At 39.1% G+C, this 22,652-nt stretch carries 23 protein-coding genes and 2 tRNA genes; 22 read left to right on the top strand and 3 right to left on the bottom strand.

Going from position 1 to position 22,652, the window contains the following annotated elements:
• Window positions 1–23 precede the first annotated feature (23 nt).
• Window positions 24–890, top strand: coding sequence for a membrane protein insertase YidC (gene yidC, locus HMPREF2802_RS11000; protein WP_049405723.1), 867 nt, complete (start codon window positions 24–26; stop codon window positions 888–890).
• A gap of 140 nt (window positions 891–1,030) precedes the next feature.
• On the opposite strand, the gene HMPREF2802_RS10995 is transcribed toward yidC, so the two are convergent.
• Complete coding sequence (locus HMPREF2802_RS10995; protein ID WP_070504655.1) at window positions 1,031–1,708, bottom strand: HD domain-containing protein; 678 nt, start codon at window positions 1,706–1,708, stop codon at window positions 1,031–1,033.
• Window positions 1,709–1,757: 49 nt separating this feature from the next.
• Window positions 1,758–3,230 (bottom strand): cardiolipin synthase, encoded by a 1,473-nt coding sequence (gene cls, locus HMPREF2802_RS10990; RefSeq protein ID WP_088606653.1) that lies wholly within the window; start codon window positions 3,228–3,230, stop codon window positions 1,758–1,760.
• Window positions 3,231–3,390: 160 nt separating this feature from the next.
• Here cls and csoR point away from each other — a divergent pair, with 160 nt between their 5' ends.
• The 3 genes from csoR to HMPREF2802_RS12065 all read left to right on the top strand — a co-directional run bounded on the left by csoR (window position 3,391) and on the right by HMPREF2802_RS12065 (window position 4,309).
• The gene (gene csoR / locus HMPREF2802_RS10985) at window positions 3,391–3,675 is read left to right on the top strand and encodes a copper-sensing transcriptional repressor CsoR (RefSeq protein WP_070504651.1); all 285 of its coding nucleotides are present in this window, start codon (window positions 3,391–3,393) and stop codon (window positions 3,673–3,675) included.
• A 21-nt stretch (window positions 3,676–3,696) separates the two neighbouring features.
• Window positions 3,697–3,903, top strand: coding sequence for a putative copper chaperone CsoZ (locus HMPREF2802_RS10980; protein WP_070504648.1), 207 nt, complete (start codon window positions 3,697–3,699; stop codon window positions 3,901–3,903).
• Window positions 3,904–4,168: 265 nt separating this feature from the next.
• Window positions 4,169–4,309: an Lmo0850 family protein gene (locus HMPREF2802_RS12065; protein WP_088606361.1), complete on the top strand. Its 141-nt coding sequence runs from the start codon at window positions 4,169–4,171 to the stop codon at window positions 4,307–4,309.
• Between the two features lie 296 nt (window positions 4,310–4,605).
• Here HMPREF2802_RS12065 and HMPREF2802_RS10975 read toward each other — a convergent pair whose 3' ends face one another.
• Complete coding sequence (locus tag HMPREF2802_RS10975; RefSeq protein WP_070504645.1) at window positions 4,606–5,799, bottom strand: FtsW/RodA/SpoVE family cell cycle protein; 1,194 nt, start codon at window positions 5,797–5,799, stop codon at window positions 4,606–4,608.
• Between the two features lie 226 nt (window positions 5,800–6,025).
• On the opposite strand from HMPREF2802_RS10975, the gene HMPREF2802_RS10970 reads away from it, so the two are divergent.
• The 18 genes from HMPREF2802_RS10970 to HMPREF2802_RS10885 all read left to right on the top strand — a co-directional run bounded on the left by HMPREF2802_RS10970 (window position 6,026) and on the right by HMPREF2802_RS10885 (window position 22,501).
• Window positions 6,026–7,096, top strand: a complete 1,071-nt coding sequence (locus HMPREF2802_RS10970) for a D-alanine--D-alanine ligase (protein WP_070504642.1) — start codon at window positions 6,026–6,028, stop codon at window positions 7,094–7,096.
• A gap of 11 nt (window positions 7,097–7,107) precedes the next feature.
• On the top strand, window positions 7,108–8,472 hold the full coding sequence (gene murF / locus HMPREF2802_RS10965; RefSeq protein ID WP_070504639.1) for a UDP-N-acetylmuramoyl-tripeptide--D-alanyl-D-alanine ligase: 1,365 nt from the start codon (window positions 7,108–7,110) through the stop codon (window positions 8,470–8,472).
• Window positions 8,473–8,716: 244 nt separating this feature from the next.
• Complete coding sequence (locus tag HMPREF2802_RS10960; RefSeq protein WP_049405737.1) at window positions 8,717–10,207, top strand: degradosome RNA helicase CshA; 1,491 nt, start codon at window positions 8,717–8,719, stop codon at window positions 10,205–10,207.
• Window positions 10,208–10,434: 227 nt separating this feature from the next.
• A complete protein-coding gene (locus HMPREF2802_RS10955; RefSeq protein WP_070504636.1) occupies window positions 10,435–10,914 on the top strand; it encodes a PH domain-containing protein in 480 nt (159 codons plus the stop codon).
• Window positions 10,907–12,409, top strand: coding sequence for a PH domain-containing protein (locus tag HMPREF2802_RS10950; RefSeq protein ID WP_070504634.1), 1,503 nt, complete (start codon window positions 10,907–10,909; stop codon window positions 12,407–12,409). The genes HMPREF2802_RS10955 and HMPREF2802_RS10950 overlap by 8 nt, the downstream gene beginning before the upstream one ends.
• Complete coding sequence (locus tag HMPREF2802_RS10945) at window positions 12,396–12,965, top strand: PH domain-containing protein (protein WP_070504632.1); 570 nt, start codon at window positions 12,396–12,398, stop codon at window positions 12,963–12,965. The genes HMPREF2802_RS10950 and HMPREF2802_RS10945 overlap by 14 nt, the downstream gene beginning before the upstream one ends.
• A gap of 266 nt (window positions 12,966–13,231) precedes the next feature.
• Window positions 13,232–13,582 carry a holo-ACP synthase gene (gene acpS / locus HMPREF2802_RS10940; RefSeq protein ID WP_070504630.1) on the top strand — a complete coding sequence of 117 codons (351 nt, stop codon included), beginning with the start codon at window positions 13,232–13,234 and terminating at the stop codon, window positions 13,580–13,582.
• A 71-nt stretch (window positions 13,583–13,653) separates the two neighbouring features.
• Window positions 13,654–14,802 carry an alanine racemase gene (gene alr, locus HMPREF2802_RS10935; RefSeq protein ID WP_070504628.1) on the top strand — a complete coding sequence of 383 codons (1,149 nt, stop codon included), beginning with the start codon at window positions 13,654–13,656 and terminating at the stop codon, window positions 14,800–14,802.
• Between the two features lie 89 nt (window positions 14,803–14,891).
• Window positions 14,892–15,065 carry a type II toxin-antitoxin system antitoxin MazE gene (gene mazE, locus HMPREF2802_RS10930; RefSeq protein ID WP_002471108.1) on the top strand — a complete coding sequence of 58 codons (174 nt, stop codon included), beginning with the start codon at window positions 14,892–14,894 and terminating at the stop codon, window positions 15,063–15,065.
• Entirely contained in the window at window positions 15,062–15,400 is a 339-nt protein-coding gene (locus HMPREF2802_RS10925; RefSeq protein WP_002471121.1) for a type II toxin-antitoxin system PemK/MazF family toxin, read from the top strand. Before mazE ends, HMPREF2802_RS10925 begins: the two co-directional genes overlap by 4 nt.
• Before the next feature lie 463 nt (window positions 15,401–15,863).
• On the top strand, window positions 15,864–16,865 hold the full coding sequence (locus tag HMPREF2802_RS10920; protein ID WP_070504625.1) for a SpoIIE family protein phosphatase: 1,002 nt from the start codon (window positions 15,864–15,866) through the stop codon (window positions 16,863–16,865).
• Window positions 16,866–16,943: 78 nt separating this feature from the next.
• Complete coding sequence (locus HMPREF2802_RS10915; protein ID WP_070504622.1) at window positions 16,944–17,270, top strand: anti-sigma factor antagonist; 327 nt, start codon at window positions 16,944–16,946, stop codon at window positions 17,268–17,270.
• Between the two features lies 1 nt (window position 17,271).
• Window positions 17,272–17,751, top strand: coding sequence for an anti-sigma B factor RsbW (rsbW, locus tag HMPREF2802_RS10910; RefSeq protein WP_002471117.1), 480 nt, complete (start codon window positions 17,272–17,274; stop codon window positions 17,749–17,751).
• The gene (gene sigB / locus HMPREF2802_RS10905) at window positions 17,726–18,496 is read left to right on the top strand and encodes an RNA polymerase sigma factor SigB (RefSeq protein ID WP_049405752.1); all 771 of its coding nucleotides are present in this window, start codon (window positions 17,726–17,728) and stop codon (window positions 18,494–18,496) included. The genes rsbW and sigB overlap by 26 nt, the downstream gene beginning before the upstream one ends.
• Before the next feature lie 559 nt (window positions 18,497–19,055).
• Entirely contained in the window at window positions 19,056–21,206 is a 2,151-nt protein-coding gene (locus HMPREF2802_RS10900) for a Tex family protein (protein WP_070504619.1), read from the top strand.
• On the top strand, window positions 21,199–21,654 hold the full coding sequence (locus HMPREF2802_RS10895; RefSeq protein ID WP_070504617.1) for a SprT family protein: 456 nt from the start codon (window positions 21,199–21,201) through the stop codon (window positions 21,652–21,654). The genes HMPREF2802_RS10900 and HMPREF2802_RS10895 overlap by 8 nt, the downstream gene beginning before the upstream one ends.
• 668 nt (window positions 21,655–22,322) lie before the next feature.
• Window positions 22,323–22,405: transfer RNA gene (locus HMPREF2802_RS10890), tRNA-Leu, on the top strand.
• Window positions 22,406–22,427: 22 nt separating this feature from the next.
• Window positions 22,428–22,501: transfer RNA gene (locus HMPREF2802_RS10885), tRNA-Gly, on the top strand.
• The last annotated feature ends 151 nt before the right edge of the window (window positions 22,502–22,652 follow it).

Here is a 22,652-nt window from a genome sequence, read left to right as displayed (position 1 = left end):
AATATATCGTTAGAGGTGGAAAAATGAAGAGAAAAGCGCTACTACCTTTGTTAGGTGCAATGTTATTGTTGGCAGGGTGTGATTATTCTAAACCTGAAAAGCAACATGGCTTTTTCTACAATACATTTGTACATCCAATGGATCAGCTCTTGCACTGGTTAGGTACGCACTTTAATGACAACTATGGTCTTGCGATCATCGTCATTGTATTAGCGGTTCGTATCGTCTTACTTCCTTTCATGTTATCAAACTATAAAAATAGTCATATGATGCGTGAAAAAATGAAGATTGCGAAGCCGGATATTGATGCAGTTCAAGAGAAAGTGAAACGTTCACGTACGCAAGAAGAGAAGATGGCAGCAAACCAAGAAATGATGGAAATTTATAAGAAATATGACATGAACCCAATGAAGAACATGTTGGGCTGTCTACCGATCATCATTCAAATGCCTATCATCATGAGTTTATTCTTCGTACTGAAGTATCACCCAACAGGCGGTGGCTTTACAGCACATCCGCACTTCTTATGGTTCAACCTTGCAAAACCTGACATTTGGATTACAATTATTGCCGGTGTACTTTACTTCTTACAAGCATACGTTTCAAGTATGAGTATGCCAAGAGAGCAGAAACAAATGGGCTACATGATGATGATCATTTCACCAATTATGATTATCTGGATTTCTTACAGTTCATCTTCTGCATTAGGTCTGTACTGGTCAGTCAGTGCGGCATTCTTGGTTATTCAAACATTTATCGCAAACATCCATTATTCTAAAGTTGCGCAACGTGAAGTACAGCCTATGATTGATGCTTATAATAAAAACAATGCTGACAACAAGAAAAAAGGTAAAAATACGCAAGTTGTTTCTAATAAAAAGAAAAAATAATGCATATGAGATAAAGAAAAAGTGGAATTTCAAGCGAAATTCCACTTTTTTTGGTGCTAAGAAGAAGCAAGAAGGGGGACTGAAGCTACCTTAAGCCCCCGAATAACCTACATACAATTACTCTCGCTCTGATTCCTCATTCACTTTTTATCCAACTGTGATTTATCGAAATTCCATTCAGTCAGAAATGTTTCTACAAACTGTTTCATAAACTGATGACGTTGTTCCGCTAATGTACGACCACTTTTAGTATGCATTAAATGACGCAGCTTAAACAATTTCTCATAAAAATGTTGAATGGCAGAAGGAGAAAGGGATTGTATTTCATCCTCAGACGCTTGCTCTAATTGGTCGAAAGTCGCGTCACCCGTCCACATCGCTTCGCCACTATGACCTGCATATTGGAACGTACGCGCAATGCCAATTGCACCTAATGCATCCAATCGATCTGCATCTCTCACAATTTGTCCTTCGAGTGATAAAGTAACATGATTATTGCGCCCGCCACGATAACTCATATATTGAATGATGTGGCGTATATTCTCAATTTCTGCGTGAGTCAATTCAATTTCAGTTAAGAAACGCTGAAGCTGTTCAGGCGCATCCTGCTTTATAAATAGTTTCTCATCCACCGTATCATGCAATAAAGCTGCCAAATGAATCACATGCGTATCCGCTGACGCATCTTCTTGATCTGCGAGATAGAGCGCCAAACTCACTACGCGATAGACATGCGCAACATCATGTCCTGAGGCATCGTATTGATGGACTTCTTTCATATATTGCTCAGCACGCCAAATTTGTTCTGTCTTTTCCATAGTATAGGTTTCAACTCCTTTGAAGTTCGTTCATGTTTAATCGTTGTCATTATAAAATAGGTGAGAGCAACTGAGCGATACCTTCTTTAAATTTAATCCATAAACTACGCTGTTGATACAAATCTTTCGTTAAAGGGTAGGATACTTTCATGTCATTTTCAAAAATATGACGTAAACGCGTTGCTATATCACGGTCGTAAATAAAGGCGTTGATCTCAAAGTTTAACGTAAAGCTACGGTGATCAATATTGGTCGTGCCTACACTTGCTACCTCATCATCAATGACCATCGTCTTAGCGTGGAGAAAGCCATTGTCATAATGATAAATGTTTACGCCCGCTTCGATGAGAGATGCAACGTTATTGTAAGTCGCCCAATAAACAAAGGGATGATCCGGCTTATTAGGGATCATAATATTAACATTCACACCACCTAAAGCTGCGATCTTAATCGCATCTAGAAAGGCTTGGTCGGGTATGAAATAGGGTGTTTGAATATAAATAGAATATTTCGCTGCTGAAATCATCTTTAAGTACCCATATTTAATTTGTTCCCAGAATTCATCCGGACCGCTCGACGCAATCTGCATACCGATGTCTCCGCCAGATTCGACATCAGGGAAGTAGCGCTCATCGTACTTGAGCGTATCGCGGAAAGATTGAGCATTCCAGTCCAACATAAAGCGTAGTTGCAGGGCGTTTACAGCATCGCCCGTCACACGAAGATGCGTGTCACGCCAATAGCCGAAACGTTTCTTCTTACCGAGATATTCGTCCCCGACGTTGAAACCACCAATGTAGCCGATCGTTCCATCAATCACTACAATTTTACGATGGTTTCGATTATTCATACGCAAGTTAATCAGCGGTAATTTCGATGGAAAGAATGCTTCGACTGCGCCGCCTTTTTGACGGAACCGTTTGAATGCTTTGACGGATAAGCCACGGGAGCCCATATCATCATATAGCATCTTAACTTCAAGTCCTTCGTCCAATTTATCTTCCAAAGCTTGTAGAATCTTTTTACCTAAATTGTCATTTCTAAAGATATAATATTGAATATGTATGTAGTGTTTGGCGGCGTAAATATCTTTCAGCAACGCATCAAATTTCTCATGCCCATCCGTATAGATATCGATTTGATTGTCATTGGTGAAGAAAGCCCCATTATTGTAGAGCAACATTTGAATCATATCTTTAAATTTAACGATAGACGGGTTGTTTTTAGAAAAATCACCTCGACGAAGCTCTTCAAGTTGATCATTGATAATCATTTGAAGTCCGACTTCGTCCTTTTTATCTAGCTTGAAAATATGCTTACGTTGAATCTGTCGGCCGAAAAGTAAATAAATAATAAAGCCAATTAACGGCAGGAAGACGAGAACTAAGATCCAGGCCCAGATCGCACCAGCTTGACGACGCTCCATAAAGATAATCGTAAAGGCAAACACTAAGTTTAATATAAACGCGCTAATTAAGACGATATTGATGATCAAGTTGGTCGATGGGAACACGTTGTACATAAACTCTAACAATACTTTAACCTCCTTTATATAACAGTTTGTAGACATCTTCTAAAAGTTCTATATTATTGTAACATGATATATTATGATGTTCACTTGACTTATACGGGTACGGGGTATACGATAGCTCCGTATTAGATTATCACTAGGGGGGATTGTTATGGATCGTGCGCATCATTCTGAACAGACCAAAGCAAATTTGAAGTCTCGATTAAATCGGATTGAAGGACAAGTGAGAGCCATTAATCGCATGATTGATGAAGATGTCTATTGTGATGATGTTCTCACACAAATTAGAGCGACACGTTCAGTGTTAAATAGTGTTGCCACGCAATTGTTAGACCATCACATGAAAGGTTGCATTCTGAACAAAGTGAATAAAGGTGAAGAAGAGGAAGCGATGGAAGAACTGCTCGTCACATTTCAGAAATTGATGAAAGATTAAGTAAGAAAGGAGTTGATATAGATGGAAACTAAACACGTGTATACAGAAACGATTTCTACGCAAGATCAAATCGAAGAATTAAAGCACATCTTATCTGATATGATTGGTGTGAGTGAGGTAGATATTGATGGTGCGAAAGGGGATATTACGATTACCTTTGAAACGCCTGCGAATTTGAATGCGATTGAGAAAGAAATTTATGATGCAGGTTATACGATTCTTTATTAATCTAGATAAAGAGCGGATACCGAGAGCAATAATGGTAAATTCATATATACGTTGTAAATTACTCGCTTAAGTCTCTAGTTGAATCACACTTTTAGCGGCAACACTTCTTCTCTTTTACCATCCTCGTTGTTTAGAAAAAAGCTTGCTTATATACATAAAATTGTCGATTATTTAAATGAAAAATATTTTTTCCAAAAATAATGTAGTAATCCGGAGTGAATTGGGGTAGTATAGAAAGTAAGGAGTTACAATGAGGAGTGATGATATGACGAAACGTAATAGTAAAGTTCAAAATGTAGTTAAACTATTATCATCATTAGGTGTCAACATTAAAAAGACGAAATCACGTCTCGAAGTGATGCAAACTTTACCTACCACAGTAAAGGCAACAAACAAATTGAAATAATTTGGCAACGTCATAATGAACCATTAATAATGAGTTCTAGTTGCCACTAGCGATAGCTTAATTGTCACGTGCTATAGTTAGTAAGGTTTACTGACGTGCACCAACATATGATACATCGCTTCGTTTAATTATAGGTCTAGCTTCCGGACGGGAACGTATGATACATACGTGGAACTAGAGCTTGTTCAATCGCTAAAAACCTCTCAATGTGAGTGAGACATTGAGAGGTTTTTCTCTGTTTAATAAAGATTAAGTGTGAGCATTGTAATATATTAACCATTCACTAACCTATAGATTTAGTTATTTGGCTTCGCTTCTGAATAAGCTTTCGGCATGTGATAAGAAATTGAAAGTAAGACGCCGACACCGACCATCAGACTCCACAGTGAACTACCGCCATAGCTAATAAATGGAAGAGGAATACCTGTAATCGGTAAGAGTTGAATCGTCATTCCAATGTTCTGTAGGACATGGAAGAGAATTAACGTCGCATAACCGATGATGAAAGTCTTGTTGTAAGAAAATGTATTGTTCGCTGCTAAACGTGAAAGGTAGAAGATAAATCCAAGGAATAGCAGCAACAGTACGACTGCTCCTAGGAATCCGAATTCTTCACCTACAACTGAGAAGATAAAGTCAGTGTGGTTCTCAGGGATGTAAACTTCACCGTGGTTGAATCCTTTACCGAATAGTTGACCTGAACCGATTGCTTTCAGAGATTCGGTGAGGTGATAACCGTCGCCACTGCTATAAGTATACGGATCAAGCCAAGAGTTGATACGACCGAGTTGATACGTCTTGATTCCGACCATGTTCTCAATCAACGACGGTTTGAAGATAATCGAAAGAATAATGCCTCCGCCCACGACGATAGCCGTGATAAAGATAGGGGCAAGAATCTTCCAAGTAATACCGCTGACAATCAAGACACCAGCGATAATCGCACAGAGTACGAGCGTTGTCCCCAAGTCATTTTGTAACAGAATGAGCAACATCGGAATGATTGAGAGACCAATGATTTTTAATAGAAGTTTGAAATCGGTCTCGATAGACTTGTTAAAAGTAAATTTATGGTGTCGCGTGATTAATTTCGCCAACGCGAGAATTAAGATAATCTTCATAAATTCAGAAGGTTGGATGCTGACAGGACCAAGCGCATACCAACTTTTCGCACCATTGATGATTGGTGTGATGGGTGTTTCTGGCATAACAATGAGCAACAAGAGCATTGCACATAGAATGCCGTACATTAAATAGGTATATTTCATTAACTTCTTAGGTGAGATAAACATGATGAACAGGGCGATGATAAACCCAAATATGTAATATAAGATTTGTCTAATACTGAAGTTTGCACTGTATTGACCGCCGCCCATCGCAGAGCTGATGATGGTCACACTGATCAGCGCAAAGACGATGAGGAATAGAATGATAATCCAGTCCACTCTTTGAATCCACGAATTATGTTTCGTTTGACGTGACGTATTCATATTGAACCCCTTTATTGCTCGATAGTTTCTAAGTTAATAGTATATCCTGATTTTATCGAACTTTGTATTAATTTGCTAGAAGTAGGGGTATAAGAACAACTAGAATTTTAAAAATCTCAACTCAACGACAAACAATATATTGTATAATTTAGACAAGTTGGTAAATGCAACATACATGCTAAACGTGATATGATGTAGTTTAAGAATTGATTATGGAGGCTAAGTTATGGCTAAAGAAAATATTTGTATCATCTATGGAGGGAAAAGCGCAGAACACGACGTATCTATGCTCACTGCGCAAAACGTGCTCAATGCGATAGACAAATCGCACTATCACGTCGATATCATTTACATAACAAATGAAGGTGACTGGAAAAAGAAAGAAAATATTACTGAAACCATCTCAAGTACTGACGAACTTGATTTACAAAATATCGAAAGTGGCGATTTCTCACGTCTATTATTAGAGACACACGACGACCAACCTTATAGTGCAGTCTTTCCACTATTGCACGGACCGAATGGTGAAGATGGCACGATTCAAGGTCTCTTTGAAGTGTTAGATATTCCATATGTAGGCAATGGTGTCCTTGCTGCTTCAAGTTCAATGGACAAACTTGTGATGAAACAACTCTTCGCGCATCGCGGTTTACCACAACTGCCTTACGTGAGCTTTCTCAGAAGCGAATTTGAAAAATACCGTTCTAATATCTTGAAACTCGTTAACGATAAATTACAATTTCCGGTATTTGTGAAGCCAGCCAACTTAGGTTCAAGCGTAGGAATTAGTAAATGTAACAATGAAGAAGAGCTCGTTGAAGGCATCCAAGAAGCGTTCCAATTTGACCGTAAATTGGTAATTGAACAAGGTATTACTGCACGCGAAGTGGAAGTAGCTGTACTAGGAAATGACTATCCTGAGACGACGTTACCAGGAGAAGTACTTAAAGATGTGGCTTTCTACGATTATAAAGCGAAATATCAAGATGGTAAGATTGAACTTTCAATCCCAGCGAAACTCGATGAAGACGTCCAACAAACGTTACGTGACATGGCTGTCGAAGCGTTTAAAGCTACAGATTGTTCAGGGTTACTTCGCGCAGATTTCTTCGTTACAGAAGACAACCAGATTTTTATTAATGAAACGAATGCGATGCCAGGATTTACACAATATAGCATGTACCCAAGTTTATGGGAGAACATGGGCTTATCTTATGCCGACCTTATCGAGAAATTAATCTCTTTAGCGAAAGAGAAATATGAAGATAAGAAGAAGAATAAATATCAAATTGACTGAGGCGATAAACGATGATTGAAGTAAGTTTAAGACAAGTTCAAGATTGGATTGATTGCGAGATTGATGCCGCTTATTTAGATCGCTCAATTAAGGGTGTGACGATTGATTCTCGCGATGTACAGCAAGGGACGTTATTCATTCCTTTCAAAGGAGAGAATGTGGACGGCCACCGTTTCGTGCCCCAAGCGTTGAATGATGGGGCAGGCGCTTGCTTCCATCAGAGAGATACAGCACTTACTGAAGAAGTTGACGGTCCTATCATCTGGGTGGAAGACACATTACAAGCACTACAACAACTCGCTCAAGCTTATCTTCGCCACGTTGACCCTAAAGTTATCGCAGTCACAGGTTCAAATGGTAAGACGACGACGAAAGATTTGATTGAAAGTGTCTTAGCTCCAGAGTTTAAAGTTAAAAAGACACAAGGTAATTACAATAACGAAATCGGTATGCCACTCACTATTCTTCAGTTAGATGAAGATACCGAAGTCTCTATTTTAGAAATGGGCATGTCAGGTTACCATGAAATCGAGGCACTTTCTCAACTCGCGCAACCTGATATCGGGGTAATTACAAATATTGGTGAATCTCATATGCAAGATTTAGGTTCACGTGAAGGTATTGCTAAAGCGAAAGCAGAAATTGTGCTAGGAATGAAAGACAATGGTTTATTTATTTATGATGGTGACGAACCTCTACTCAAACCACATGTCCAGAAACTTCAACAACTCGACAGTTTAAGTATAGGTTTAAGTGACGAATGCGATTATGTATGTCAGCTCAATGATGTTGAAGATTCAGGTATTCATTTTACAATTAACGAGAAAGAAGCCTACGATCTACCGATACTCGGTACGCATAACATGAAGAATGCTGCAATTGCGATTGCCGTGGGTCATGCGATGAACCTTGACTATGAAACGATTCACCGTAATTTGAGTCAAGTTCAACTCACAGCGATGCGTATGGAACAACATAAGAAAGCGGACGGCACAGTCGTGATTAACGATGCTTACAATGCAAGTCCAACAAGTGTGCGTGCGGCGATTGATACTGTGGCTGACATGGATGGTGAGCAGAAGATTCTCGTGCTGGGTGACATGTTAGAGCTTGGCGAGATGAGTGAAGTGATGCATGCATCTGTCGGCGAGCACACACATCGTAAAGACATTGATGTCGTCTATACGCTCGGTGCGGAATCTCAAGCCATTGCGAAGGCGAGCACGTCATACGTGAAGACGAATCACCACTTCGACGATAAAGATGAGTTGATAAACGAGCTACGTAACATCATTCAGCCAGGTTCGGTTGTTCTTGTAAAAGGGTCTCGTGGAATGAAACTTGAAGAAGTCGTTAATGCGTTATTAGAGGACTAAGATAAAAAAGATTTATATAGATAGAGGAGGCACTCAGAGGCATCATGCTTTTGAGTGCTTTGTTTTGGTTGAGCGGGTAAGAGGAAGTTATGAAACTTGAAAAGTGATTGACGAGAATAATTTCAATCTTCTATACAATCTGGGAGGATTGCTATTCTGTAAGCCAGGTGGTAATATTAAGAAGTTGAAGTAAATTAAGTGAACATATTTGTATTGTAATACAGATAAATAAAGGAGAATTATATTGCAAAACTTTAAAGAATTAGGGATCTCGGCCAAAACAGTAGAAACCCTTCACAATATGGGGTTTGAAGAGCCTACGCCGATTCAACAGGAAAGCATCCCTTACGCCCTTGAGGGTCGAGATATATTAGGACAAGCGCAAACAGGTACTGGTAAGACCGGCGCATTTGGTATTCCATTGATTGAGAAAGTTGTAGGACGTGATGGTGTACAAGCACTGATTCTAGCACCTACGCGTGAGCTCGCTATGCAAGTGGCTGAACAATTGAGAGAATTTAGTGAAGGACAACGTGTACGTGTGGTAACTGTATTTGGTGGTATGCCAATTGATAGACAAATCAAAGCGTTGAAGAAACGCCCACAAATCGTTGTAGGAACGCCTGGACGTGTCATTGATCATCTTAACCGTCGTACGTTAAAAACGAATGGTATTCATACGCTTGTATTAGATGAAGCGGATGAAATGATGAACATGGGCTTTATTGATGATATGAAATTTATTATGGACAAGATTCCGAAAGAACAACGTCAAACGATGTTATTCTCAGCAACAATGCCTAAAGCGATTCAAAATCTTGTTCAACAATTTATGAACAATCCTGAAATCGTTAAGACGATGAATAATGAATTATCAGATCCACAAATCGAAGAATTCTATACGATTGTGAAAGAACTTGAGAAATTTGAGACGTTTACGAATTTCTTAGACGTTCATCGACCAGACTTAGCAATCGTCTTTGGTCGTACCAAGCGGCGTGTCGACGAGTTAACGAGTGCACTTTTATCTAAAGGCTACAAAGCAGAAGGGCTACACGGGGACATCACGCAAGCAAAACGTTTAGAAGTCTTGAAGAAGTTTAAAAATGACCAGATTGATATTCTTGTAGCGACAGATGTTGCGGCACGTGGACTAGACATTTCTGGTGTGAGTCATGTCTATAACTTCGATATCCCACAAGATACTGAAAGTTATACACACCGCATCGGACGTACAGGTCGTGCTGGCAAAGAAGGTATCGCTGTAACATTCGTTAACCCAATCGAGATGGATTACATTCGTCAAATCGAACAAACGAATGAACGTCAAATGCGTGCTTTAAGACCACCTCATCGTAAAGAAGTCTTACGCGCTCGTGAGAAAGATATTAAGGATAAAGTACAGAACTGGATGGAACGTGACAGAGAACCACGTCTTGAACGCATTGCTGAACAATTACTTGATGAGTACAGTGCGATTGAGTTAACAGCTGCAATGTTACAAGAACTCGTTGAATCAAATGACGATGTAGAGGTACAACTGACATTTGAAAAACCACTAGCACGTAAACGCGGCAGCAAGCCATCACGTAAAGGCGGTAAGTTCGATAAACGCAATAATCGTTATAAGAATAAACGTAACAACCGCAATTATAAAGGTCGTGGATCAGACAAACGCGATCGTGATCGTAAACGTACGAAAAAAGGTCGTACTTTCGCAGATCATAAGAAATAGATTGTAAGCGCGTGTGCGAAGAAATGCACATCTAATTGCATAACAGAATACAAGTTGACAAAGCGGACGCTCCGGTAGTAGGGCGTTCGTTTTTTTACTTTTTAGCGTCGTTGTAACGAAATTTAAATAATATAAACATATTATCTTATATCAATTTCCAAAAGCTTTTTTCATTATGCTATACTAAAGGCGTTATTTAAATCGCGAAGGAGTGACATATCATTTCGATGGATACATACACTAGATTCCAACGTTCTCCAAATGAAGTGCAGAAATATTATTATCTTGTCCAAGCAATGAACTTTGTTATCGCCTTTCTATTGTTAGGGCTCTTCTTATTCCTAACGCTTTACTTTCATTGGTGGAGTTGGTTAATTTATTTAATTGCTTTAATAGGCTTGATTGTTGTCATTAATTGCATTTTCGAACCTTTAATAGCGTATCGCTTTACATATTACAAAGTCACTGAGAGTTATCTCGCAGTGGATCATCGTTTTTTCTTTAAAAAGCAGAAGCTCGTCAATATTGAGCGTATTCAATTTATCGTGCGTAATGAGAATCCGATATTGCATCGCATGGGTCTTTGTAAAGTGGAAGTCGTGACAGCAGGCCACGGAGTTGAATTGCCGCTTATGCATGAGACGACGGTACAAGAAATAGAAGAACATCTGTTGACGAAGCTGAAAGGGGTGAATACCGATGTCTGAGCCGCAGAAACTGCATCCGATCTCCTACATGACGGGAATTATTAATGCGATTAAGCAGAACTTTATTATCATCATCTTGTTCTTTCTGTTTGGGATTCGCAACTTCGATTTCACTAATCCTTATTCTTATTTATCACCTGGCGTTTTCGCTTTAATATTTCTCATAACTTTTATAGCAAATATTCTCAGAGTTTATAATACACGTTATTGGCTAGAGGAACGTTACTTTATCGTTCGAAGTGGTGTGCTGAATATCAAACGCAAGGAAATTGATATTCGTCGTATTCAATCGATTGATACACAACAAGAGCTCGCACAACGACTTGTAGGTGGTGTGAAATTACAGATTAAGACGCCAAGTGATGGTGTAGACCTTGAAAGCGTATCACGAGCGCAAAGTGAAGCGATAGAGCAAGCAATTCAACACGCGCAACATCGATTAGATGGCGATGTAACCGAAACAGAAATGAATCAAGAAGAAACTCATGATGATCAAGCTGCTCAAGCGGATGTGCCGGTACATCATCTCTATCACTTAACCTTTAAAGAAGTCTTGTTTATGGCTATGACGAGTGGTGCAATCGGCGCGACGATCTTTACTGTCGGACCTATCGTTCTCTCTGTTAACCAGTATATACCTTGGGACAAATTATTCGGTGAATTCTCACATCTCATTCAGAGTGCAGTAACGTTTGGCATTATTTTAGTCCTCGTATTTTTAGTGCTCTGTTATATCATCGGCACAGGTATTGAGTTTGTCAGACATTATGGTTTCACCTTGAGCCAAACAGGTCATCAACTTAAGATTCGTTATGGCCTTATTAGTGTTAAAAGTGTGACCGTACCGACGAATCGTGTTCAAGCTGTTGAGGAAAAGCAATCGTATTTGCGAAAGTTATTTGGTTACACTTCATTGAGTTTGATTATCACGAGTGACATGGAGGATGGCGATGGTGAAGCTACACCTCATGGTCATGTGACTTGCTTGCCTTTTATTAAAAGAGATAAAGGGTATGAGCTGCTCAATCAACTTGTGCCATCTATGCGTTTCGGTCAGGTTCAACCTGGGATGCCATGGAGAAGCTTTCACAGATATTTCTGGCGTGAATCTCTTATCTTGTTAGCGATTGCTGCGATTGTACACTACTTCTGGCAACCTTATCTGTATATTGCAGCAGGCGTGATTATCGCCTTACTTATTATCCGTAGTATACTAGCGATTAAAAATTCAGGTTCTCGAATCATCGATGATGAAATTTCAATACGCAATGCACGTTTATTCAGCATGAAACAGTATTATATTAAGCAAGATAAGCTGATTGGTATGACGATTAAAAGTAATCCTTTCATGCAACGGAGTCATTTACAAACGTTCAAAGTGACAATTGCTCAAGCTGCAACGAATCAACATATAGGGCTGAGATTTGCAGAGCGACAGACATCTCAGGAAGTGAAAGATTGGTATTTAGGAGGTGGAAGAGATGCCAAATTATAACTTTATGCATGAGAGGGGCAAGGCTGTGATGCGAATCGCAGGTGGGATATGGAGTGTAGTCATTCTGCTCGCGCTAGTTGGGATGTCGTTGTTTGCGAAATTTCTACTACACATTAACAATCCAACTGTATATTGGTGGCTAAGCGGAGTTGGAATTGTAATCATAGTGCTGCATATCATTATATACGTTGTGATCTCTCCGATATATAAATACAAAGTCTTTCGCTATCGCGTCGAGGATCATCATACGACGATTCGTAGAGGGCTGTGGTTTATTCAAACCGATCAAATCCCACATTTCAGAGTACAGAACGTCGATACGTATGAAGGAATTATAATGCGTAACTTTGGACTCGCTGATGTCATTCTTTCTACAGCTGGAGGGAATGCTGAAATTAATTTAATTCCTCAAGATGTCGCTTTAGAGTTAAAGCAACAATTACAGCAATATAGTAAAGAGGATAAAGTGGAACACAAAGAAAGTACGCAAGACGAAGGACAAGGGGTAGAAAGTGAAGCAAAGACTTTAGAAAGTCACTACGAAAATGAAATTTAAGTAAAAACTATTACTGTTTCAATAGTACGAAATAAAAGCGAAGTAGCTTATTGAATAAGGCGCTTCGCTTTTTCGAATTTAGTCATTCTCATTGCGGGGCAGGCACCCGAAAATAGATAAATTTCTGTCCTGCTCCCAAGCGAAAGTTAAAGTTATCTTCATTTTATCCAAGGGTTCTTCAGCTTTTCCTTTTTAAAAAACGAGAAGCAGTTATATAATAGAAAATAAACTTTCAAAATTTGTTCTAAACTAAAAGAGGTGGAGTCATGATAGTGGGAATCGGGATTGATTTGGTTGAAATCCCACGCATCACAAAGCTGTATCATCGTCAACCTAAACTGATTGAGCGCATACTTACGCCAAATGAGCAACAGAAACTCAAACAGTTTCAACTTAAACAACGTAAGATAGAATTTCTAGCTGGACGTTTCGCTTGTAAAGAAGCATATAGTAAAGCGCTTGGTACAGGAATCGGTCAAACTGTCGCTTTTAATGAGATTGATTGTTATAACGATGCGCGAGGCAAACCATGCATAGATCATGATACATATCGTGTACATGTGAGCATTACGCATACTGATAATTATGCGATGAGCGAAGTGATTATAGAGGAATAAGCTTAAAATTTGTGAAGACGACGATAAATTTTATTACTGAAATATACAAACACTACAGGAGGAATGTTGAGATGTCGGAAAGATATTATAGATCGAGTCTACTCACTATCGACTTGCCAGCGGTTGCAAGAAATTATCAAACCTTTGGAAGATTGCACCCGAATAAGACGGTGATTCCAGTAGTGAAAGCGAATGCTTATGGTCTAGGAAGTGTATACGTTGCACGTTATTTAATGGAGCAAGGTGCAGATTTCTTTGCGGTGGCAACGTTAGATGAGGCAGTCGAGTTACGCATGCATGGTGTGAGTGCAAAGATTCTCGTTCTTGGCGTGGTTCCACCAGAGAATGTTAAGAAAGCGATTCAACACCGAGTAGCGATGACGGTACCATCTAAAGAGTGGTTAGATCAAGCAATTACTCAAATTGATGACGATAATGAGAAAGATATTTGGTTACATATTAAAATTGATAGTGGCATGAGTCGTTTAGGTATGACGACAGTTGAAGAATACAAAGAAACGATTGCGTTAATTCAAGATACGCCTAACTTGGTATTTGAAGGTGTCTTCACGCACTTTGCATGTGCAGATGAACCTGGAGAGGCAATGCATCAACAACAACAGAAATTCGAAACAATCGTTAATGAAGCGGATAAACCTGAATATATTCATTCTCAGAATTCAGCTGGAAGTTTGCGTGAGAACTTCTCTTTCTGTAACGCAGTGCGCGTAGGTATTGCACTTTATGGATATTACCCATCTGAGTATATGAAAGAACAAACTTCTGTTGAACTTTATCCAAGTGTTACCTGGGAAACAGAAGTTGTGCAGACGAAATATTTAGATCCAGAGACAGCTGTAAGTTATGGCTGGACGTATCAAGCATTAGAACGCGAAAAAGTTGCAGTAATCCCAATTGGTTATGCAGATGGTTATTTGAGGTCCATGTCTGGAGCTTACGTTGAGATAGGCGGCAAACAGTGCCAAGTAATTGGTCGCGTATGTATGGATCAAACGATTATACGCGTTCCAGATGACGTTGAAATAGGTGACAAAGTCATTCTCATGACCGAAGACGGTAATGATGCGCAATCTGTAGAAGCCTTAGCACAACAACAACAGACGATTAATTATGAAGTGCTCTGTAACTTGAGTCGCCGTTTACCGAGACTTTATCAATATGAAGATCATACACGAATTAATAACGAATTACTGAAATAGTATAGTCACCGTTTTTAAAATTTGTTATGATGTTCCTAAATAGGAATCACAAATCTGTTTTAAAAATTAAAACGGTGGAGGTCTTATGCATGTCTGGTTTCAATCAAAGTAGGAATCATAGTATCGAACAACTGCTCAAAGAAGGTTACTCCCAAATGGCTGATTTAAATCTCTCCCTTGCAACAGAAGCTTTCCCATTTGAATGTGAAGCTTGTGATTGTAACGAATCTTACATCAGTTCCAATTTCAATAATGAACGATGAGAAGAGGAGATGTTTATTTAGCTGATTTATCACCAGTACAAGGGTCTGAACAAGGGGGAGTAAGACCCGTTGTCATCATACAAAACGATACTGGTAATAAATATAGTCCTACCGTAATTGTTGCGGCAATTACGGGTAGGATTAATAAAGCTAAGATACCAACCCACGTTGAAATTGAGAAGAAGAAATATAAATTGGACAAAGATTCCGTTATTCTTCTCGAACAAATTCGAACGTTAGACAAGAAGAGACTTAAGGAAAAGCTTACATATCTATCTGATAGCAAGATGGAAGAAGTCAACAAAGCGATTCGAATCAGCTTAGGACTTCATTAAAGCTCATTTTATAAAGACATACATACAGAGCTAACGTATAAATTTTTAATACAATTTAACATATGAGAAAGTGGTTTTATATAATTAAGTTTAAAATTACTTCATCAATATGTTAATATATAAGTAATTTCATCGGAATTGATGACGATGAATGTTTGATTTAAAGCTTTAGGTTCTCCTAAAGCTTTAAAAAGTGTTAAGAGCTAAATGTGAATGGTAAGCATGTTTATCTCGCTTTTATTTTTATCATAATAGGTATTGCTAGACTCTTTGTAGAGATGCGCATAATGATTTAGTGTATGACTTTCATTGTACCTAGCTGGGTTAACGTAGCTACTGCAAGAGTGTGAGGAAGCAATAAGAAAGTTGTCCAATGTTCTGACTCGCATGGATAGACTTTGACAAATCACAAGACAGTGAGAAAGACATCAGAGACTTTCGCTTTCTGAGGAGGAAATACAGCGTGGAAGAGTTCAAGAAACAATATAAGTCGCTCATCAACCAAAGTTTAGAATCCGGCTTCACTCAAGAATTGCGCACCATTTGTATGAACTTTACTGATGAAGTGATTAAGAAAGATGTCTTGCCTGAGGATATCGTCGACATTCATAAGAGTTACATTATGAATCTCAACTTATCTGAGGCGCAAATTATGACTACGCTTGAAGTGCTTGAGGAAGTAGTCAAAGGTTTCGGCTATAGCTATCGAGATTATCAACGGTTAGTGAATAGGCTGCAACACCATGACAAGGAAATCGATTTAGCGGCCCGTCTGCAACAAACGATGTTAAAGACGGAGATTCCCCAATTTGATAGTATTCAGATTGGTGCCATTTCAGTAGCAGCGCAGAAAGTGAGCGGTGACTATTTCAACTTGATTGATCATAAAGATGGAACGATGAGTTTCGTTGTGGCGGATGTCATCGGTAAGGGAATTCCTGCAGCGCTAGCGATGAGTATGATCAAGTTTGGGATGGACTCATACGGCCATTCGCAACTTCCGAGTGATGGCCTGAAACGTCTGAACCGGGTAGTAGAGAAGAACGTCAATCAGAATATGTTTGTGACGATGTTCTACGGTCTGTACGAGGAAATGAATCATCTCCTTTACTGCAGTTCGGCAGGTCATGAACCAGGCTACATCTTTCGTGCTGAAGAGAATTCATTTGAGGAAATTAGTGTTCGAGGCACAGTGCTAGGTGTAGATCAACACACGAGATATGACCAGCAAGAAGTTCCCATCTACATAGATGATTTAATCATTATCTTCACCGATGGGGTCACGGAAATTCGTGACGATAATGGTGAGTTTATTAATAAAAGTTATTTATTAAATCTCATTCAAGAGTACAAGCACATGCATCCGCAAGATATTGTGCAATTGCTCTATGAGGCATTGCTAAAGATTCAAAATCCTAAAAAACGTGACGATTTAACCATACTTATCATTAAACGTGTGCATTAGTTGCACGTGGCTGTTCGGTTACAAATTGTCTTTTTTGGGTATATTAGGAAAGTAAACTATAATTAGGAGTGTAGGAGAATGAATCTCAATATAGAAACTGTGACTCATGACACATATTATGAAGTCAAAGTTGGCGGCGAACTCGACGTTTATACCGTACCTGAATTGGAAGATGTACTCGTTCCAATGCGCCAAGAAGGTACGAAAGATATACATGTAAATTTAGAAAATGTGAGCTATATGGATTCTACTGGCTTAGGCTTATTTGTAGGAACGTTAAAAGCATTAAATCAACATGACAAGCAACTTTATATACTAGGCGTTTCAGATCGCATTAGTCGTCTATTCGACATCACTGGCTTGAAAGATTTAATGCATGTTAACGAAGGAACGGAGGTTGAGTAACATGCAATCGAAACAAGATTACATCGAAATGTGTTTACCAGCTTCTGCTGAATATGTCAGTTTAATCCGTCTCACATTATCAGGTGTCTTCACTAGAGCAGGTGCATCTTATGATGATATTGAAGATGCGAAGATTGCTGTGAGTGAAGCCGTGACAAATGCAGTCAAACATGCTTATCATGATAAAGAACAACAAGGAATGATTAACTTAGGTTACGAAATCTTTGATGATAAGATTAAGATTGTTATCTCTGACCAAGGTGAAAGTTTCAATTACGAAGAAGCGAAAGAGCAACTCGGACCTTATCAAGAGAATGAGAATATCGACTATCTTCGCGAAGGTGGCTTAGGTTTATTCCTCATCGAGTCATTGATGGACGAAGTGAGTGTTGATAAAGAGTCAGGCGTAACAATCAGTATGACAAAGTATTTAAACAAAGAGCAGGTGCGAAATAATGACGAAAGAGTCGAAATCAGTTAACGAAATATCACCTGAACAAATCAACCAATGGATTAAAGAGCATCAGAACGGTGAAGATACACATGCGCAAGATAAACTTGTGCAACATTACAACAAATTAATTGAATCACTTGCTTATAAGTACTCTAAAGGTCAGTCTCATCACGAAGACCTAGTACAAGTAGGGATGGTTGGTTTAATAGGGGCTATTAATCGCTTCGACCTCTCTTATGATCGAAAGTTCGAGGCATTTCTAGTCCCTACAGTGATAGGTGAAATTAAACGTTACTTGCGTGATAAGACGTGGAGTGTTCATGTACCGAGACGTATCAAAGAAATCGGTCCACGGATTAAGAAAGTAACGGATGATTTAACAAATGAATTAGAACGCTCTCCTTCCATTTCGGAAATCGCTCAACGTTTAGAAGTCACAGACGAAGAAGTACTCGAAGCGATGGAAATGGGTCAAAGCTATAATGCACTAAGTGTCGACCACTCCATCGAAGCCGACAAAGACGGTTCTACCGTTACACTCTTAGATATTATGGGATCACAAGATGATAATTATGATTTGACGGAGAAGCGGATGATCTTGGAGAAGATTCTACCGATATTATCCGATCGAGAGCGTGAAATTATCCAATGTACCTTTATCGAAGGTTTAAGCCAGAAAGAAACTGGTGAACGGATTGGATTAAGTCAGATGCATGTATCCAGATTACAACGAACTGCTATCAAGAAATTACAAGAAGCAGCACATAAATAGAGGTCAGGACGTACCCAATATGACTATAGAAGTTAAAGTATGCTCATAGCTTTTAGTCGAACCCGCTATGAGACAATATATCTTCTTGAACCCCCGAACGTGACACAATGGTGAAAGTATAATTGTGCAAATATCGTCTGGGGTTCGGACCCTAGCCTTCGTAGTTAGGATTCTATAGTTGTAGAGCAGAGGCATTACGCAGAATGCCCATTGAAGTAATTGAATCGCCCTTACCTCTATTTTTTATATGTTAAAATAGGTGTGTAGTTCAATATTTGAGTGACTTTTGATAGCTACTGTAAGGGTAGCGGTGGGAGAGTTCGATGCGTAGGTCGCTTTTTGAGAATGGTGTATCTTCTCAGAATGACAGGGATGCGCGTAACTTTTACCTGAAATACACAACGTATAGACGTGAGATTTGAAAGTCGTAGTGCTGTGGAAATTATGTTTAAATCGAATGCGTTTGTGTCACTCATTTTAAAAATAGAAAAAGTGAATACATATTAAGCAAAATTCTACTGAACAGAATTGAAGAAAAGTAATAATGTTGGAGGCAATTATGGATAAACAGCTCATTCAATCAATCGCAAAACAATATCATTTTACAACTCAACAAATCAAGGCCGTGTTACAACTACTTGAAGATAATAATACGGTGCCGTTTATCGCGCGTTACCGCAAAGAACAAACAGGTGGGCTCGATGAAGTTCAAATCAAACAGATTAACGATGAATATCAATATGTCGTGCACTTGCAAAAGAGAAAGGAAGAAGTGCTACATAACATTGAGCAACAAGGTATGCTTACGGATGAACTCAAAGCAGATATCCTCAAGCAAACGAAATTACAGAGAGTTGAGGATTTATACCGACCATATAAACAGAAGAAGAAAACACGTGCGACTGAAGCGAAACGTAAAGGGTTGGAACCGTTGGCAGAGTGGCTACAACAATCATCGCTTACAGAAAGTGTCAAAACTGCGGCAGAGGCGTATCTGAATGACGAAGTTGAGTCTGTAGAAGAAGCGTTACAAGGTGCGCAAGATATTATCGCTGAACAAGTTTCCGACAACCCGAAATATCGTCAAAAAATCTTGAAAGATACGTATCAACACGGAGTCATCACTGCAACTAAAAAGAAAAAAGCGGAAGATGAGCAAGGCACTTACGAAATGTATTACGACTTTAGTGAACCTGTGAAAAAGGTGGCAAATCACCGTATCCTTGCGATGAATCGTGGTGAGAAAGAAAAGGTTCTCAATGTGAAGATTGACGTGGATACACGAGGTATTGAGAACTTTATTCGTAAAAATGAAGCATCTGCACAAACTGAAGCGACACCTTATATTGTTGAGGCGATTAAGGACAGTTTAAAACGACTTATTATGCCTTCAATTGAGCGTGAAATCAGAGGTGATTTAACTAGTCGCGCTGAAGAACATGCGATTGATGTGTTTGGTGAAAACTTAAGAAATTTACTTCTACAACCTCCGATGAAAGGGAAACAAATTCTAGGGGTAGACCCCGCGTTTCGTACAGGTTGTAAATTAGCCGTCATCAATCCTTATGGTACCTTTGTTGATAAAGGTGTGATCTATCCTCATCCGCCAGTGAATAAGAAGAAAGAGGCAGAGCGTATTGTTATTGATTTTATCCAACGTCACCACGTGGATTTAATCGCGATTGGAAATGGTACCGCAAGTCGTGAAACGGAGCAGTTTATCGCAGGTCTCATTCAAGAACATGATTTAGATGTGCAATATGTGATTGTGAATGAAGCGGGAGCGTCGGTTTACTCAGCTTCGGAAGTTGCGCGCGCAGAATTTCCTGATTTCCAAGTCGAAGAGCGCAGTGCAGTATCTATTGGACGACGTATCCAAGATCCACTGAGCGAACTTGTGAAGATTGATCCGAAATCGATTGGTGTAGGGCAGTACCAGCACGATGTGAATCAGAAAGAACTTGAGAGTGCTTTAACTTTCGTTGTGGAAACTGCGGTAAACCAAGTCGGTGTAGATGTGAACACAGCTTCGCAATCACTCATGCAGTACGTATCAGGTCTCACTCCTTCCATTGCTAAAAATATTATCGCTTATCGCGAAGAAGAAGGTGCGATAACGCATCATTCTCAAATTGCTAAAGTGAAACGTTTAGGGGCGAAGACGTTTGAACAAAGTATCGGTTTCTTGAGAATCGTTGATGGCGAAGAACCTTTAGACAATACCTCAATCCACCCTGAGAGTTACGAAGCTACTTATATGTTATTAGATTCCGTGGGCATGACATCAGCAGATTTAGGTTCAGATCAGTTGAAAGCCACGCTCGAGAAATTGAACTTATCGGAGACTGCTGAAACGTTGAATATTGGTCTACCTACGCTAGAGGATATCGTTAAATCATTGAAAGCACCACACCGTGACTTGCGTGACGATTTCGATGCGCCAATTCTGAAATCAGATGTCTTATCTATCGAGGATTTAACAGAAGGTATGAAATTGAGTGGTACCGTGCGAAACGTCGTGGACTTCGGCGCCTTTGTCGACATCGGAGTGAAGCAAGATGGCCTTGTTCATATTTCTAAAATGTCACGCCGTTTTGTTAAAAATCCCATGGATATTGTTAGTGTTGGAGATATCGTCGATGTGTGGATTATTCAAGTTGATGATAATAAAGGAAAAGTCTCATTATCGATGGTCGATCTAAATGAATGATCAAGACATTCAAGAAATGACTGAGGTCATTTCACGTCAAAGTTTCGGGAAACCCTTTCGGCACCGTGCTTATTTTAACCACCGTTTAAGAACGACAGGTGGAAGATATATGCTTGCCTCCCATAATATCGAAATTAACTACAAACAATTTGAGAAATTTGGGAAACAGGCAGTGATAGATATTATTAAGCATGAATTGTGTCACTATCACTTGCACTTAGAAAGGAAAGGTTATCAACATCGCGATAAAGACTTTAAAGCATTAAGTAAGCAAGTGGGAGCACCTCGCTACTGTACACCGGTTCAAAGTTATGCAGATCGTGTGAACTATGTTTATCAATGTAAGAGATGTGGAGTGAAATTCCATCGCATACGTAGAGTCGATACACGTCGACGTGTTTGTGGTCAGTGCGGTGGAAGGTTGAAGTTGGTAGAAGGACGAAAGTAAAAGGTTGGTTAGGAAGAGTGAGGTATCCTTTGGTTCGTTTGTGATAGCTACGTATTATTGAAGGCTCTCTGCGAGTAATGTTGTTAAACTTATATTTTAGGTGTCGCAATGACGGTTATCTTTTGAGGTAGTGCTTATAAAAGGCTGATACAAAATTTAAATAGATCTAGTGAAGAGCAGTAGTCAAGAGTGATTGGCTATTGCTTTTTTAAATTATTGTTGAGTGGCGAGGGGGGGAGGATGTTTGACTGAATCAATAAGTGAGAGAAATGATGAAGATAGAAATAAAATTATAGATTGAGATTAAAAAATGAATTTGAAATATAATAGAGCTCACTTTGTAGATATGTGTAGTTTAGTAGTAGTAACAAATTAATTAAAAAGATCTTTAAAGAAATAACGGTCATAAGATAACTGATCCCTCTGAAATTCGCTGATTTTAACTATAGGATAAATTACACTAAAGAAATTGTGTGTATGTATTGACGTTCACTCAATTATGAGCTATGATAATAATCGTTGTAAAAATGATTAAGACGTTTTGAAGAGGGAATAAAGAAATTTAACTTTCTATTAAATTCTCATTGACAAAACATTAACCGCATAATAAAATGGTAATTGTCCTTTTTAAAGAGACTTCTTTCAAAAGAGATTAGTCATTTTGCTAAGCGGTCGTGGCGGAATGGCAGACGCGCTAGGTTGAGGGCCTAGTGGGAGAGATCCCGTGGAGGTTCGAGTCCTCTCGACCGCATCAACTTTTTTAAATTTCATAAGCGGGTGTAGTTTAATGGCAAAACCTCAGCCTTCCAAGCTGATGTTGTGGGTTCGATTCCCATCACCCGCTCCATCTTATTTAATTTCTTATGAACATTGAAAACTAAATGACAATATGTCAACGTTAATTCCAATAAACACAACGTGTTATTGATAACACTTATTTTTATGAGCTAATCAAACGTTCATTATTATTTATGGAGAGTTTGATCCTGGCTCAGGAT

This window comes from Staphylococcus sp. HMSC071G07 (assembly GCF_001811435.1).
In the GTDB taxonomy this organism is placed as follows: Bacteria; Bacillota; Bacilli; order Staphylococcales; family Staphylococcaceae; genus Staphylococcus; species Staphylococcus pettenkoferi.
The sequence above is the reverse complement of the archived record's forward strand: the minus strand, read 5'-3'. Positions and strand labels throughout refer to the sequence as shown.